Genomic DNA, 15683 nt, shown 5'->3' on the forward strand with positions numbered 1-15683 from the left:
GCGGCCGGCGGCGAGGATTCGGTGGGGGCTGACTTCGAGTTTCACCTCGTCATTGCGCGCGCTACCGGCAATCGCTACTTCACCGACATCATGGGGCATCTCGGCACCATGGTGATCCCGCGCAGCCGGCTGCACGTCAGCGCGCAGGAGCGCGAGCAATATCTCGAGCGCGTCAATATCGAGCACGAGAATATCTACGATGCCATCGAGCGGCGCGACCCCGAAGGCGCCAAGGCCGCCATGCGCATGCACCTGACCAACAGCCGCGAGCGGCTGCGCAAGGCGTCGGCGGCGGTGGAAGCAAGCTAAAGACTGGTGGTCTGGAGAACCCCGACGGAATCGGGGTTTTCCTGCTTGCTAGTAACGCATTGTATGTTGTAGGATGTCTTACAATAAAACCGATGAGATCCTGGCGCTGCTCGCTGGCCCCGCAGTGTTCGCACAGAGCCACATGGGCGCGCCCGCGCAACTACCGTCTGTCGCGCCAGCCAGTGCCTCGAATCGATGCGAGCCACTCGCAAGACAACCCGGAAGTCCCGCTCGCGCTGCCGCGCGGGCACCCTCTTGATCCTTGATCGCAGTTGAAAAGCAGGAAACGCTCATGACCATCACCGGCGAAATGCTGATCGGCGCCAGCGCAGTGCGCGGCACCACCAAGATCCTCCATGCCACCAACCCGGCCACGGGGGAAACGCTCGCACCGGAATTCCATGGCGGCGGCGCCGCCGAGGCCGAGCGCGCCTGCGTGCTGGCCGAAGCCGCGTTCGACACTTACCGGAACACCTCGCCGGAAACCCGCGCGCGGTTCCTGGAGTCCATCGCCAACGGCCTGGAAGCCCTGGGCGACACGCTGATCGAGCGCGCCCACGCCGAAAGCGCGCTGCCGATCGCGCGCCTGCAGGGCGAACGCGCACGCACCGCCGGCCAGTTGCGCCTGTTCGCGAGCGTGCTGCGCGATGGCCGCTGGCAATCCGCCACGCTCGACTCCGCCCTGCCGGAGCGCACGCCGCCGCGCCCCGACCTGCGCCTGCAGAAGATCGCTATCGGGCCGGTAGCGGTATTCGGCGCCAGCAACTTCCCGCTGGCGTTCTCGGTGGCGGGCGGCGATACCGCGTCGGCGCTGGCTGCGGGCTGCCCGGTCATCGTGAAAGCGCATTCGGCCCACCTCGGCACCTCCGAGCTGGTCGGCCGCGTGATCCAGAAGGCCGTGGCGGACACCGGGCTGCCCGAAGGCGTGTTCTCGCTGCTGGTCGGCGCGGGCGTTGCCGTCGGTACGGCCCTGGTGGCGCATCCTTCGATCCAGGCAGTGGGCTTTACCGGCTCGCGCAGCGGCGGCCTGGCGCTGGTGCAGACGGCCAACAGCCGGCCCCAGCCGATCCCCGTCTATGCGGAGATGAGCAGCATCAACCCGGTGTTCCTGCTGCCGGCGGCGCTGGCCGCCCGCGGCGCGGAGATCGCGCGCAACCTGGTGGATTCGCTGGTGATGGGCGTGGGCCAGTTCTGCACCAACCCCGGCCTGTTGCTGGCCGTGGAAAGCCCGGCGCTGGATGGGTTCCGCCAGGGCGCGATTGCGGCGCTGGCGGAGAAAGCCGCCGCCACCATGCTGACGCCCGGCATCTGCCAGGCTTACGACAACGGCGTGGCCCAGCTCGGCGACATCGAAGGACTGCGCCGCATCGGCAGCGGCAAGCCAGCGAGCGGCCCCAACCAGGCCCGCCCTGCGCTGTTCGAAACCACGGCTGAACGCTTCCTCGCAGACCATCGCATGGAAGCCGAAGTATTTGGCCCGTCCTCGGTACTGGTCGTGTGCCGCGACCACGAGGAAATGCTGGCGGTGGCACGCCGGCTCGAAGGCCAGCTTACCGCCACCGTGCAAGCGGATGCGGGTGACCGCGCCGACGCCGGCAGCCTGCTGACGGTGCTGGAGCRCAAGGCTGGGCGCGTGCTGTTCAATGGCTATCCGACCGGGGTGGAAGTGTCCTATGCGATGGTGCATGGCGGCCCCTTCCCCGCCACGTCGGATACGCGCGCCACCTCGGTCGGCGCTTCCGCGATCGAGCGCTTCCTGCGCCCCGTGTGCTATCAGAACGTGCCTGCGGAACTGCTGCCGCCGGCGCTGCAGGACGGCAACCCGTTGAAGGCGTGGCGTCTCACTGACGGACAACTGGCGCGCGACTGACATTACGCACAGCCGTAAAAAAGGGCCGGTAATCCCGGCCCTTTTCCATTTCGCGCGGCACGCGTTGCCTACGCTGCAATACGCTCGATCGCGGCCGGCGACTGCGGCGGCTGGATCACCGGCGCGTTACCGCGAGAGCGGCCCGAGCTGAGATAGTCGGCAATCGATTCCTGCGTGACTTCGCCAAGATAGACACCATCGGCATCCACCACCGGCAGCCAGCTCGTGTTGTGCTGGTACATGCGCGAAAGCACGATGCGCAGGTGCTCGTCGAACGCGGCGGTCGCCATGAACGGCCGCATCGCATTCGCGCACACCCCTTGCCCCGTGCGCGCGTCGCGCCGCGTGACGTAGCCCAGCGCGCGCTGCGTCTCGTCCACCACCGGCAGGTGGCGCACATCGGCGTCGTCCATGATGCCGAAAGCCTGCGCCAGCGGCATGTCCGGGCTGCAGGTCTGCGCCATGGTGGCGGCATCGCCGGCGCGCACCAGCAACAGGCGCTTGAGCGTATTGTCGTGGCCGATGAAGGCCTGCACGAAATCGTCGGCCGGACGCGCCAGCAGTGCGTCGGGATGGTCGAATTGCACCAGCTTGCCGCCGCGGAATACGGCCACGCGGTCGCCCAGCTTGATGGCCTCGTCGATGTCGTGCGAAACCATGATCACGGTCTTGCCGAGCTGGCGCTGCATCTGGAAGAACTCGTTCTGGATGCTCTCGCGATTGATCGGGTCGACGGCGCCGAAGGGTTCGTCCATCAGCAACACGGGCGCATCCGCCGCGAGCGCGCGGATCACGCCGATGCGCTGCTGCTGGCCGCCCGACAATTCCCGCGGATAGCGCGTGAGCATCTTGTCGGGATCGAGTTGCACCATCGACATCAGTTCGCGCGCGCGCTCGCGGCAGCGCTTCTTGTCCCAGCCCAGCAGGCGCGGCACGACCATGATGTTCTCCTCGATGGTCATGTTCGGGAACAGGCCGATCTGCTGGATCACGTAGCCGATCTTGCGGCGCAGCGTGACTTCGTCCACGCGGGTGGTGTCCTCGCCGTCGATCAGGACGCGGCCGGAGCTGGGCTGGATCAGGCGGTTGATCATCTTGAGCGTGGTGGTCTTGCCGCAGCCAGAGGGACCGAGGAAGACGCAAATCTCGCCCTTGGGCACCGTGAGCGAAACGGCATCGACGGCGCGTACTTCCGCGCCATCCTTTTGCCTGAAGGTCTTGGTGAGTTGTTCGAGTTCAATCATGTTCAGCGAATTCCTTTCGGTGTCAGCGCCCGCTGCAACCACTGCAGGCAGGCATCGGCCACGATGGCGAGCACGCTGACCAGCACCGCGCCGATCGCCAGCTTGCTCATGTTGCTCTGGCTGATCGCTTGCAGGATCAGCACCCCAAGGCCACCCGCGCCGATGATGGCGGCGATGGTGGCCACGCCGATGTTCATCACCACGGCGGTACGCACGCCGCCGAGGATGACGGGCACGGCCAGCGGCAGGTCCACCAGCCGCATGCGCTGCCAGGTGGTCATGCCGATGCCGCGGCCGGCTTCCTGGATGCCGTCGTCGACGTTGGCAAGCGCCACGCAGGTATTGCGCATGATCGGCAGCAGCGAATAGAGAAACACCGCAGTCACCGCCGGCACATAGCCGAGCGCGTGGCCGAAGCGGGCGAAGATCGGGATCATCAGGCCGAACAGCGCGATCGACGGCAGGGTCAGCACGATGGTGGCCAGCGTCAGCAGCGGCGTGGCGAGGAAGCGGAAGCGCGCGCACAGGATGCCCAGCGGCACGCCCACCACGATAGCCAGCCCCACCGCGGAGCCCACCAGCGCCAGATGCTGTCCGGTTAGCTTGAGCAATGTTGGCCAGCTATGTTGAAGGTAAGTCAGCAATTCCATGCGACCCTCCTCAGATCAGGCCGTGGCCGCGCAGGAATTCCTGCGCCACCTTGTCGACCGGCTGCTGGCCGATATCGACCTTGTAGTTCATCTCGGTCATGGCCTCGTTGTCGAGCTTGGCCGACAGCGCATTGAGCAGGCCCGCGATCTCGGGATGCTTGTCCAGCGTCGCCTTGCGCACAACGGGCACGGCGTTGTATGCGGGGAAGAAGTGCTGGTCGTCCTCCAGCAGCACGAGGTCGAAGCCCTTGACGCGGCCATCGGTGGTGTACACCAGGCCGAGCTCCACCTGGTCGTTCTTCAGCGCCGTATAGACCAGGCCGGGATCGAGCTGGATCACGTCACGCCGCGAGAACGGCAGCTTGTAGAGCGTCTTGAGCGGCTCCAGGCCGTCGGGGCGCGCGGCGAATTCCATGTCGACCGCGAACGGATGCGCGGTGCCTTCCGCGGCGGCCTGCATCTTCCCGGCGAAGGCCGACAGCGTGGTCACGCCGGCGGCTTCGGCGCGCTTGCGCGGCATCGCCAGCGCATAGGTGTTGTTGATGCCCGAGGCGTCGAGCCACATCAGGCCGCGGGCGGCGTCCAGCGTCCTGACGCGCTCGTAGCTTTCCCTGGCTTCGAGCTTTTCCTCGACCTTGTTGAACACGATCAGCGCCGTGCCGGTGTAATCCCACACCACGTCGAGCTGGCCGCTTTCCATGGCCTGGCGCATCAGCGTGCTGCCCAGGCCGGAAGTCAGCTCGGTGGCAAGGCCTTTGGCCTGCAGGTACTGGGACGTCATCGACGACAGGATCAGCTGCTCGGTGAAGTTCTTGCCGCCTACACGAACGGGATCGGCATGCGCCGGCAGCGCCAGGGCTGCCAGTGCGGCGAGCACGGCGAGACTTGCCAGCATGCGTGCCTGGCCGCGGGCCGCGCGGGCCAGCGCGCTTGTGATGAAATGCATCGGGTTCTCCTTCATGTTCGGTGCGCGCATCAGCGCGCCAGCCCGCGGCGGCGCAGGTAGCAGTAGCCGGCGGCGGCGAACAGGCCGTCGAGGGCAAGCGCCAGCAGCGCGGTGGCCGCGGCGCCCAGCAGCAGCAAAGGCTGATTGTTCAGGTAGATGCCGGGGAAGATCAGTTCGCCCAGGCTGTTGGCGCCGATCAGGAAGGACAGCGGCACCGTCCCGACATTGATCACCAGGCTGATACGCACGCCCGCCAGGATCACCGGCAGCGCATTGGGCAATTCGACCCGGAACAGGCGCTGCATCGAGGTCATGCCAAGGCCGCGCGCGGCCTCGGTCAATGCCGGCGACACGCCGCGCAGACCCTCGCAGGTATTGCGCACGATCGGCAGCAGCGAGGCCAGCCAGAGCGCCAGGATGGCGGGCCGCTCGCCAATGCCGAGCACAGCCAGGGCAAGCGCCAGCACTGCCAGCGACGGCACGGTGTTGCCGATATTGAAGACTTGCATCAGGCGATCGGCCCAGCGTCGCATGCAGGGCCGGCTCAGGCCGATGCCGGCCGGAATCCCGGTGGCCAGGGCCAGCGCCATCGACCACGCCACCAGGCGCAGGTGGTCGGCCGCGTCGTACCACAGGCGGTCCTCGTACTGCCGGATGACGTCGACACCGATCCACGCGACCAGACCGGCCAGCGCGGCGAGCGCGAAACATCCCCAGGCCAGTGCCTGCTTGGATTGCTTGGACATATTCCCCTCTCTCCGCATGCCGCATGTGGGCATGAAGAGCCACATCCGGATTGACGGACGAACAAATGGGCACGGGCGGGTGCAATGGGGGCCGCCGGCCCTGACTAGATTGCCTTGCCCGCCATGACCGGCAGATGAGCCGGTGGACGGGCGCCGGGTTCCACGCGCGGAGGCGGGAAACCCAATTGACGGGACGCCATGCCAGTGAAGGCTGGGATCCCTGGAGCGGCGCAACCCGCTGCAAGGTGCAGAAACGGGAGGCCAGTGGCAGCGCAAATTTGGTGGTTCCGACGCGCCGCCGGATCAATCGGCCGGTGCCGCACACGGGTGGCTTGGGCGGGTTGCAAGCTGGTTAAGACGCTTGCCCGGACCCTGCCAACCCGAGATAATTACGCGGCATCGGATGACAACGAGAGCGCTATTATACCCATTTACACCGATCTTGTCATCATCTCGTTTCCACACCGCTTTCTGCCCGCGTTTATCAGCCTTCGTCCAATATCTCCGCGAGGCTCGCGCTGTTCCAGAATTGATCTACCAATGACCTCCGATCGTGCCATTGGCAGAACAATCTGTTGTCCGGATGCCCTCTACCGGTTTTGGCCCAAACCCTTAAATTGGGAGGGTAGCCAACGGGCTCGGGCACCATTGCCGCCAGCCCCGCCAACAGGAGATTCATCATGGAACAACGCACTACCGCCCCCATCGTCCCGGCCACCGCCGTGGAGACCGTGCAGCGCTCGCGCGCGGTCGACCGCGTGGTGCGGGGCATCGCCACCTCGGATGGCGCCGGCGTCAAACTCACGCGCGTGCTCACGCAGAACCTGCAGCGCCGGCTGGACCCGTTCCTGATGCTGGACGCCTTCGGCACCGATAGCCGCGACGACTACATCGGCGGCTTCCCCGATCACCCGCATCGCGGCTTCGAAACCATCACCTATATGCTGGCCGGCCGCATGCGCCATCGCGACAGCGCCGGCAACGAGGGCCTGCTGGAAAACGGCGGTGCCCAGTGGATGGTGGCCGGCGCCGGCGTGGTGCATTCGGAGATGCCCGAGCAGGAGGACGGCCGCATGGAAGGCTTCCAGCTGTGGCTGAACCTGCCCGCCGCCGACAAGATGACGGCGCCGTGGTACCGCGATCTGCCAGCCGCCGCCGTGCCCACCGTGGCACTGCCGGATGGCGCCACGGTACGGGTGCTGGCAGGGGCTTCGCACGGCGTGGCAGGTGCGGTGACGCGTCCGGTCACGGAACCGCTCTACCTGGACGTGACGCTGCCCGCCGGGCAGCGCTTCTCCCAGGTGCTGCCGGCCGGGCATAACGCCTTCCTGTACGTCTACCGCGGCGAGATCGCGGTCGGCGCGGGAGACAACGCGGCCGTGCTGGAAGCGCAGCGCATGGGCGTGCTGGACAACCCGGCAGGCGCGGACGGCGTGACGGTCAGCGCCAGCGCCGATGCGCGCTTCCTGCTGATCGCGGGCCGGCCGCTGGGCGAGCCGATCGTGCAATATGGGCCGTTCGTGATGAACACCCAGGAGCAGATCTATCAGACGCTGGCGGATTTCCGCGAAGGCCGCTTCAACCAGATCGCGGTCGGCAAAGGCGCCTGACGCGCCAGTTACCGCCGGGGCCGCCCCCGGCGGACCATGCGCCGGAGCGCCCTGCTCCGGCCGCTGCCGCGCCTCCCCGCTTCCCTCGTCTTCCCCCCAGCCTCTCCCGATTGCGCCGCTTGCGGGCCATGTTGTCCACCTTCCGCCCCAGAGGCGGCAGCCCGGCCGCGCCATGTGCCCGGCATGCGACTTGCAACCTGCCTGTATCCATTGCGGGGCCGAGAAAACTGTCCTGGACAGGCCGTCCGAACCCCGCACACTTATATAATCCACGGTTAATAAACGGCATCACCAGCCAGTGATGGTTGCTGCAATGCGTAACGGCGATCCTGCCCCACGCACTGCAGGAGGTGCTGCCCGATACGAACATTGATCCACGTTGCTGCCATAACAACTCGAGCCGCCTCAGTGACCTTAAGTACAACCCCAAGGCTGGCGCTTGCCCATATCAGCAAGCGCTACCCCGGCGTGACCGCCAACGACGATGTGTCCCTCGTCGTCGCCCCCGGYGAAATCCACGCCSTGCTCGGCGARAACGGYGCYGGCAAGTCCACSCTGATGAAGATCATCTTTGGCGCGGTCAAACCCGACGCCGGCGATATGCACTTCAACGGTGCGCCCGCCGCCATCCACAATCCGCACGACGCCCGCAACCTGGGCATCGCCATGGTGTTCCAGCACTTCTCGCTGTTCGATACGCTGACCGTCACCGAGAACATCGCGCTCGGCCTGCCCAGGGCAAGCAAGGCCGCCGGCGCCACCAACATGAAGCAGCTGGCCGAGCAGATCCGCGAAACGGCGGAGCGTTACGGCCTGCCGCTGGAGCCCAACCGCCATGTGCACACCTTGTCGGTGGGCGAGCGCCAGCGCGTGGAGATCGTGCGCGCGCTGCTGGCAAAACCGCAGCTGCTGATCCTGGACGAGCCCACTTCCGTGCTGACGCCGCAGGCGGTGCAGACGCTGTTCGTCACGCTGCGCCAGCTCGCCGCGGAAGGCACCAGCATCCTCTACATCAGCCACAAGCTCGACGAGATCCGCGAGCTTTGCCATAGCGCCACCGTGATGCGCATGGGCCGTGTCACCGGCGTGTGCGATCCGCGCCAGGAGAGCGCGGCTTCGCTGTCGCGCCTGATGATCGGCGGCGAGCCGCCGCGCGAAGCGCGCGTGCAGACGGAACCCGGCGCGTGCCGGCTCGCGGTGCGCGAACTGTCCCTGCCGCGCGCGCATGCCTTCGCCACGGAGCTGTCCGGCATCTCGCTGGATCTGCATGCCGGCGAAATCGTCGGCATCGCCGGTGTGTCCGGCAACGGCCAGCAGGAATTGCTGGCGGCGCTGTCGGGCGAGGACGTCCGCGCGGAACGCAACGCCATCGCGCTGGACGGCAAGCCGGTGGGCAGGCTGGACGCTCGCCAGCGCCGCCGCGCCGGCCTGGCCTTCGTGCCGGAAGAGCGCCTGGGCCGCGGCGCCGTCCCRGGCATGAGCCTGGCGGCCAATATCCTGCTCTCGCACCAGTCCGCGCCCTATGTGCTGCGCGGCATGATATCGCCCAGGGCGGCGGCCGGGCTGGCGCAAGCCGTGATCGGCCGCTTTCGCGTCAAGGCAAGCGGGCCGGACGCGCTGGCCAAGAGCCTGTCGGGCGGCAACCTGCAGAAATTCATCGTTGGCCGCGAGATAGAGAGCGGCCCCAAGGTGTTGATCGTGGCCCAGCCGACCTGGGGCGTGGACGTTGGCGCCGCGGCGCAGATCCACAACGAGTTGCTGGCGCTCAAGGCCACCGGCTGCGCCTTGCTGGTGGTGTCCGAGGAACTGGACGAACTGTTCGCCATCTGCGATCGCCTGCACGTGATCGCCAAGGGCCGGCTATCGCCGTCGATCCCCACCCAGGACGCCACGCGCGAACAGGTCGGGCTGTGGATGAGCGGCTTGTGGGAAGGCGGGCCAGGCGGCCGTCGCGAACAACAGGAGGCCGCGCTCCATGGCTGATTTCCTGTTTCGCTCGCCCGTGTCGCTGGCGCCGCGCGGGCTGCCCTCGCGGCGCATGGCCTACGCTTCCCCTTTCATTGCGCTGGCGCTGACGCTCGCCTTCGGCGCCCTGCTCTTCCTGCTGCTCGGCAAGGATCCGGTGGCCGCGCTCAAGGTCTTCCTGGTCGATCCGCTCAAGGACCGCCGCGCCATCGGCGAGGTGCTGCTCAAGACCGTACCGCTGGTGCTTTGCGCGCTCGGCCTTTCCGTGTGCTACCGCGCCAATATCTGGAACATCGGCGCCGACGGCCAGTTGATCCTCGGCGGCATTTTCGCCGGCGCCACGGTGCTGTACTTCGACGTGCCCGGCAATGGCGTCAACGGCTCCGTGGTGCTGGTGCTGGCTTCGCTGGCCGGCGTGGTCGGCGGCATGTTCTGGGCATCGATCACCGCGGCGCTCAAGGACAAGTTCAACGCCAACGAGATCCTGGTGTCGCTGATGCTGACCTATATCGCGCAGCAGCTGATGCTGTACGTGGTCAATGGTCCGCTGAAGGATCCCAACGGCATGAACTTCCCGCAGTCCAAGGTGTTCTCCAGCGAATTCCTGCTGCCCAACCTGCTGTCGGGCTCGCGCCTGCACGCGGGCTTTGCGGTGATGCTGGTGCTGGTGGCGGTGATGACCGTCTTCATCTTCCGCAGCTTCGCGGGCTACCGGCTGCAGGTGGGCGGCACCGCGCCGGCGGCGGCGCGCTATGCGGGCTTCTCGGCGCGCCGTTCGCTGTGGAGCGCGCTGATGATCTCGGGCGGCACCGCCGGCCTGGCGGGCGCCTTCGAAGTGACCGGCCCGATCGGGCAGTTGCTGCCGTCGATCTCGCCCGGCTACGGCTTCACCGCGATCATCGTCGCCTTCGTCGGCCGCCTGCATCCGGTGGGCACCGTATTCGGGGGCATCGTCATGTCGCTGTTCTATATCGGCGGCGAAATGGCCCAGTCCCGGCTGGGCCTGCCTTCGGCGATCGGCTCGGTGTTCCAGGGCATGCTGCTGTTCTTCCTGCTGGCCAGCGATACGCTGATCGACAACCGCCTGCGCTGGCGCGCCAAGGCCGCCTGAGCGGAGCCCACACGATATGGAACAATTCGCCCCTCTTATCGCCACGGCGATCAACGCCGGCACACCCCTGCTGCTGGCCGCGCTCGGCCTGCTGATCAACGAACGCTCCGGCGTGCTCAACCTGGGCGCCGAAGGCATGATGCTGGTGGCCGCCGCATTCGGCTTCATGGTCGGCTACCAGACGCAGTCGCCGATGCTCGGCTTTGCCGCCGGCGCGCTCGCCGGCATGCTGATGGCCACGCTGTTCTCGTGGCTGGCGCTGGTGCTGGCCACCAACCAAGTGGCCACCGGCCTGGCGCTGTCGATCTTCGGCACCGGGCTGTCGGCCTTCATGGGCCAGCGCTTCGTCGGCTTCGCCATGCCGTCGCAGGCCAGGTCGATTCCTTTCCTGGCTGATATCCCGTTCTTCGGCCCGGCCTTCTTCCAGCAGCACTGGATGGTGTATTTCAGCCTGTTCCTGTGCGGCGCCATCATGTGGTTCCTGTTCCGCACGCGCGCCGGGCTGACCCTGCGCGCGATCGGCGAATCGCCGGAATCGGCGCACGCGCTGGGCTATCCCGTGCGGCTGATCCGCTTTGGCGCGCTGCTGTTCGGCGGTGCCTGCTGCGGGCTGGCCGGAGCCTACCTGTCTCTGGTGTACACGCCGATGTGGGTGGAGAACCTGGTGGCAGGGCGCGGCTGGATCGCGCTGGCGCTGACCACCTTCGCCACCTGGCGACCCGGCCGCGTATGGGCCGGGGCGTGGCTGTTCGGCGGCGTCACCATCCTGCAGTTCTACCTGCAAGGGATCGGTGTGTCGATGCCGTCGCAGATACTGTCGATGCTGCCCTATGCGGCCACCATCGTCGTGCTGGCGCTGATCTCGCGCAATCCGGCGTGGATCCGCCTGAACATGCCGGCCTCGCTGGGCAAACCCTTCCGCCCGGGTGTTGCCTGACCGTTGCGATTGCGGCCCGGCGCCTTGCCGGGCCGCGCCGCATTGCCCGATTTTCAGAAGTCCGCCAGAGACCTCACGCTGAAAACCCTCGTTACCAGAGCCACAGTTGCAACCTTAATCAAAGAATCAGTACCCAGGTCATCACAAGGAGAAATCATGATCGTCACGCRCAGGAAAACCCTCGCCGCATTGGCCGCCACCGCCGTGCTGGCTATCGCGGGCTGCGGCAAGAAGGAAGCCGAAAAGCCTGCGGAAAGCGCCGCCCCGGCTTCGGCCCCCGCCGCCGAGCAGAAGGCCGAACCGCTGAAGGTTGCCTTCGTCTACATCGGACCGGTCGGCGACGCGGGCTGGACCTACGCCCATGACGCAGGACGCAAGGCCGTCGAAGAAAAGTACGGCGACAAGGTGAAGACCACCTTCGTCGAGAACGTGCCGGAATCCGCCGCCGATGCGGAACGCGTGTTCCGCGACCTCGCCGCGCAAGGCAACAAGCTCATCTTCGGCACGACCTTCGGCTACATGGAGTCGATGCTCAAGGTGGCCAAGGAATTCCCGGACGTGAAGTTCGAGCACGCCACCGGCTTCAAGACCGCGGACAACCTGGCGCAGTACGACGTACGCACCTATGAAGGCGCTTACCTGGCCGGCGTGGTAGCCGGCAAGATGAGCAAGACCGGCAAGATGGGCGTGGTGGCATCGGTGCCCATCCCCGAGGTGATCCGCAATATCGACTCGTTCACCCTGGGCGCGCGCAGCGTGAATCCCAAGGCGACCGTCAAGGTGGTGTGGGTGAACAAGTGGTTCGATCCGGGCAAGGAGCGCGAAGCCGCCACCACGCTGATCGGCCAGGGCGTGGACATGCTGATGCAGAACACCGACTCCGCCGCCGTGGTACAGACCGCGCAGGAAAAGGGCGTGTACGCCTTCGGCTGGGACAGCGACATGAGCAAGTTCGGCGAGAAGGCCCACCTGGCCGCCTCGGTGATTTCGTGGGGCGTCTACTACAACAAGGTGGTGGGCGACGTGCTGGCCAACCAGTGGAAAAACAGCACCACGTGGTGGGGCCTGAAGGAAGGCATGATCGACCTGAAGGGCTTCAACGCCGTGGTGCCGGATGACGTCAAGGCACTGGTGGAAGAGCGCAAGAAGGGCGTGGCCGACGGTTCCGCGCCGATCTGGAAKGGTCCGCTCAAGGACAACACCGGCAAGGAGCAGCTGACCAAGGACCAGGTCGCCGACGATGGCTTCCTGCATGGCATCAAGTTCTACGTCGAAGGCGTGGAAGGCAAGATCCCGGGCTGAACGTCAGCACCGGTTCAAGCTGTACCGGCATCCCGCACCCGCGGGAATGCCGGTACAGCGGCGGGTCGCCTGCCAGGCCCCGCCGCTCCTCCTCGTAGTCCTCCTCTGCCCGGACTCCCCCTACGGAACTTGAAGCCCCGTGGATTGGCCCAAGCTATCTGCGAGTGGCCCGACCTGGCCACGCTGCAAGTGCAAAGCGAAGGAGGCTTCTCATGTGGAAACGATTTTCAGCACTGTGGACGCTGCTGCGGCGCGACGGCCGCCTGCTGTGGTTCGCGCTGCGCCATCCCGACGCACCGCCCTGGCTGCGGCCGGCCACGTTCGGCCTGGTGCTCTACGCCATTTCACCCATCGACCTGATTCCCGACTTTATCCTTGGCCTGGGCATCGTGGACGACGTGGTGCTGATTCCGCTGGCGGTGCACTTCATGCTCAAGCGCCTGCCGCCGCATGTGCTGCGGCAGGCCGAGGCGCGCGCCGGCGCCACTACGGTGCGCGCCCGCTAGCGCGCGCTGCTCAGGGCAGCAGGATCGTGGTGCCGGTGGTCTTGCGGCCTTCGAGATCGCGATGCGCCTGTGCCACATCCGCCAGCGCATAGCGCTGGCGCACCTCGATCCGGACCCGGCCGCTGGTCACCATTTCGAACAGTTCGGCCGCCATCGGCTCGAGCAGTTCGCGGTGCACCACGTAAGTCATCAGCGTCGGCCGCGTGACGCGCAGCGAGCCTTTGTTGCCCAGCAACGAGAGATCGAACGGCGGCACCGGACCCGATGCATTGCCGAACACCACCAGGGTGCCGCGCGGCTTCAGACAATCCAGCGAGCCATTGAAGGTATCCTTTCCGACTGAATCGTAGACCGCCGCGACGCCTTTGCCGCCGGTGATTTCCCTGACCCTGTCCACGAACGATTCGCGGGTATAGACGATGGTGTGGTCGCAGCCATGCGCGCGCGCCAGCGCGGCTTTTTCGTCACTGCCGGCGGTGCCGATCACCGTGGCGCCCAGCGCCTTGAGCCACTGGCTGGCGATCAGGCCAACCCCGCCCGCGGCGGCGTGCAGCAGCACCGTATCGCCCGGCTGCACCCGGTAGCTGTCGCGCACCAGGTATTGCGTGGTCAGGCCTTGCAGCATCATCGCCGCGCCCTGCTCGAACGAGATGGCATCGGGCAGGCGCACCACGATATCGGCAGGCATCACCCGTACCTGCGCATAGGCGCCCGTCGGGCGGCCGGCATAGGCGACACGGTCACCCACGCCGAGGTGCGGCACGCCATCGCCCACGGCCTCCACCACGCCGGCGCCTTCCATGCCGAGTCCGCCCGGCAGCGCCTGCTTGTACAGCCCGGTGCGGAAGTAAACGTCGATGTAGTTGAGGCCGACCGCCTCGTGCCGCACGCGGACCTCGCCGGGGCCGGGATCCCCGACCTCGACGTCGACCCACTGCATCACCTCGGGGCCGCCGGTCTCGAAAATGCGGATGGCTTTGCTCATGTCTCGCTCCTGTTCCTGTTGATGCTTGTCGATGCGTATCGATGCGCATCGGCAAACGATGTCATGCGCGGTACGCGCGGAAACGATCAGGCCGGCTTGCCCGGCTCCGGGTATAGACGCCGCAACTCCGCGATCAACAGGTCGGCGGTCGCCACGTTGGTGGCGCAAGGCACGTTGTGCACGTCGCAGGCGCGCACCAGTGCATTGATATCGGGTTCGTGCGGCTGTGGCGTCATCGGATCGCGCAGGAAGATCACCACGCCGACGCGGCCCTCGGCCAGTTGCGCGCCGATCTGCAGGTCGCCGCCCCAGGGGCCGGACAGCATGCGCGTCACCGTGAGGCCGATTTCGTCGCTCAGCCGGCCGCCCGTGGTGCCGGTTGCCAACAGTTCACAACGCGACAGGAAATCGCGATGGCGGCCGGCAAAGGCCACGATGTCATCTTTCTTGTGGTCGTGCGCGATCAGCGCGATACGGGGGGGAGTCATCGGCGTCATCCTGGCCAGTCAGCAAAGGTCGGGCCGGTGCGGCCCGGCGGGAAACACGCCGGGCGGCGGCACTGCCACCGCCCGGAGGGGGGCAGGCGCTCAGAACGTGCCGGGGTAAGCGCCGCCGTCGAGCAGGACGTTCTGCCCGGTCATGTAGGCCGCCTGGCGGCTGCACAGGAAGGCGCAGGTGGCGCCGAACTCGGCCGGCTCGCCGAAGCGGCGGCTCGGGTTCAACGCGGCGCGGCGCTGCGCGACTTCCTCGATGGACAGGCCGGCCTGCTTGGCGCCGCCTTCCATGGTCTTGTAGAGGCGGTCGGTATTGAACGGGCCGGGCAGCAGGTTGTTGACGGTCACGCCATGCTGCGCCACTTCGCGCGCCAGCCCGGCGACGAAGCCGGTCAGGCCGGAGCGTGCGCCGTTGGACAGCCCGAGCACGTCGATCGGCGCCTTGACGGCACCGCTGGTGATATTGATGATGCGGCCCCATTTGCGCGCGATCATGCCATCCACAGTGGCCTTGATCAGTTCGATCGGCGTCAGCATATTGGCATCGATCGCTGCCAGCCAGGTATCACGGTCCCAGTCGCGGAAGTTGCCCGGCGGCGGCCCGCCCGCGTTGTTGACGAGGATGTCCAGGTCGCCCAGCTTGGCGACGGCGTCCAGCGCCAGCTTGCGCCCCGCCGGGGTGGTGATGTCGGTGGCGACAGGCACCACGCGCCGGCCGTGGCGCGCGCGCAGGTCCGCCGCCGCCTTTTCCAGCGCCTCGGCGCCGCGCGCCACGATCACCACGTCCACGCCTTCGGCAGCCAGCGCATCGGCGCAGGCGAAACCGAGACCCTTGCTGGCGCCGCACACCAGCGCATGCTTGCCGCGCAATCCTAGATCCATCTCATCGACTCCTTGTGTCATCGAGGCGGCCACCCGCCTGCTTGTTATCCTGCGTGCCCTTCGCACCGCCGCGCCCCTTGGCTCCGGGGCGCGCCGACAGTAAATATATCCCGCCCATCACCAATG

15 protein-coding genes are annotated in these 15683 nt (G+C 66.9%); 8 read left to right on the forward strand and 7 right to left on the reverse strand.

Annotated elements, in window-relative coordinates:
- Both AC1DKD_RS27810 and AC1DKD_RS27815 read left to right on the forward strand, forming a co-directional pair.
- On the forward strand, positions 1 to 309 hold a 309-nt coding region (locus tag AC1DKD_RS27810), incomplete at its 5' end, for a FadR/GntR family transcriptional regulator (RefSeq protein WP_477143953.1).
- Positions 310 to 601: 292 nt separating this feature from the next.
- Positions 602 to 2179, forward strand: coding sequence for an aldehyde dehydrogenase (NADP(+)) (locus AC1DKD_RS27815; RefSeq protein ID WP_477143954.1), 1578 nt, complete (start codon positions 602 to 604; stop codon positions 2177 to 2179).
- A gap of 68 nt (positions 2180 to 2247) precedes the next feature.
- Here the strand turns inward: AC1DKD_RS27815 and AC1DKD_RS27820 are convergent, their stop codons facing one another.
- The 4 genes from AC1DKD_RS27820 to AC1DKD_RS27835 form a co-directional block, all read right to left on the reverse strand.
- Complete coding sequence (locus tag AC1DKD_RS27820) at positions 2248 to 3423, reverse strand: osmoprotectant ABC transporter ATP-binding protein OsmV (RefSeq protein WP_441632112.1); 1176 nt, start codon at positions 3421 to 3423, stop codon at positions 2248 to 2250.
- A gap of 2 nt (positions 3424 to 3425) precedes the next feature.
- Positions 3426 to 4073, reverse strand: coding sequence for an ABC transporter permease (locus AC1DKD_RS27825; RefSeq protein ID WP_441632114.1), 648 nt, complete (start codon positions 4071 to 4073; stop codon positions 3426 to 3428).
- A 10-nt stretch (positions 4074 to 4083) separates the two neighbouring features.
- Positions 4084 to 4968 (reverse strand): glycine betaine ABC transporter substrate-binding protein, encoded by an 885-nt coding sequence (locus AC1DKD_RS27830; protein ID WP_441632139.1) that lies wholly within the window; start codon positions 4966 to 4968, stop codon positions 4084 to 4086.
- 80 nt (positions 4969 to 5048) lie between these two features.
- Complete coding sequence (locus tag AC1DKD_RS27835) at positions 5049 to 5765, reverse strand: ABC transporter permease (RefSeq protein ID WP_441632116.1); 717 nt, start codon at positions 5763 to 5765, stop codon at positions 5049 to 5051.
- A 680-nt stretch (positions 5766 to 6445) separates the two neighbouring features.
- Between AC1DKD_RS27835 and AC1DKD_RS27840 the strand changes: the two genes are divergently transcribed.
- From AC1DKD_RS27840 to AC1DKD_RS27865, 6 genes are all read left to right on the forward strand, one after another.
- On the forward strand, positions 6446 to 7375 hold the full coding sequence (locus AC1DKD_RS27840; RefSeq protein ID WP_441632118.1) for a pirin family protein: 930 nt from the start codon (positions 6446 to 6448) through the stop codon (positions 7373 to 7375).
- A gap of 408 nt (positions 7376 to 7783) precedes the next feature.
- Positions 7784 to 9358 (forward strand): ABC transporter ATP-binding protein, encoded by a 1575-nt coding sequence (locus AC1DKD_RS27845; RefSeq protein ID WP_477143955.1) that lies wholly within the window; start codon positions 7784 to 7786, stop codon positions 9356 to 9358.
- Positions 9351 to 10451, forward strand: a complete 1101-nt coding sequence (locus AC1DKD_RS27850; RefSeq protein WP_441632122.1) for an ABC transporter permease — start codon at positions 9351 to 9353, stop codon at positions 10449 to 10451. Before AC1DKD_RS27845 ends, AC1DKD_RS27850 begins: the two co-directional genes overlap by 8 nt.
- A gap of 16 nt (positions 10452 to 10467) precedes the next feature.
- On the forward strand, positions 10468 to 11388 hold the full coding sequence (locus tag AC1DKD_RS27855) for an ABC transporter permease (RefSeq protein WP_045238644.1): 921 nt from the start codon (positions 10468 to 10470) through the stop codon (positions 11386 to 11388).
- A 156-nt stretch (positions 11389 to 11544) separates the two neighbouring features.
- A complete protein-coding gene (locus AC1DKD_RS27860; protein ID WP_477143956.1) occupies positions 11545 to 12690 on the forward strand; it encodes a BMP family ABC transporter substrate-binding protein in 1146 nt (381 codons plus the stop codon).
- A gap of 212 nt (positions 12691 to 12902) precedes the next feature.
- Positions 12903 to 13196: a YkvA family protein gene (locus tag AC1DKD_RS27865; protein WP_045238646.1), complete on the forward strand. Its 294-nt coding sequence runs from the start codon at positions 12903 to 12905 to the stop codon at positions 13194 to 13196.
- Between the two features lie 10 nt (positions 13197 to 13206).
- On the opposite strand, the gene AC1DKD_RS27870 is transcribed toward AC1DKD_RS27865, so the two are convergent.
- The 3 genes from AC1DKD_RS27870 to AC1DKD_RS27880 all read right to left on the reverse strand — a co-directional run bounded on the left by AC1DKD_RS27870 (position 13207) and on the right by AC1DKD_RS27880 (position 15557).
- Positions 13207 to 14181 (reverse strand): quinone oxidoreductase family protein, encoded by a 975-nt coding sequence (locus AC1DKD_RS27870; protein WP_441632127.1) that lies wholly within the window; start codon positions 14179 to 14181, stop codon positions 13207 to 13209.
- 86 nt (positions 14182 to 14267) lie between these two features.
- Positions 14268 to 14669, reverse strand: coding sequence for a methylglyoxal synthase (locus AC1DKD_RS27875; protein WP_441632129.1), 402 nt, complete (start codon positions 14667 to 14669; stop codon positions 14268 to 14270).
- 99 nt (positions 14670 to 14768) lie between these two features.
- Positions 14769 to 15557 (reverse strand): SDR family oxidoreductase, encoded by a 789-nt coding sequence (locus tag AC1DKD_RS27880; protein ID WP_035859428.1) that lies wholly within the window; start codon positions 15555 to 15557, stop codon positions 14769 to 14771.
- Positions 15558 to 15683 lie beyond the last annotated feature (126 nt).

Source organism: Cupriavidus sp. 05T313 (genome assembly GCF_056396665.1).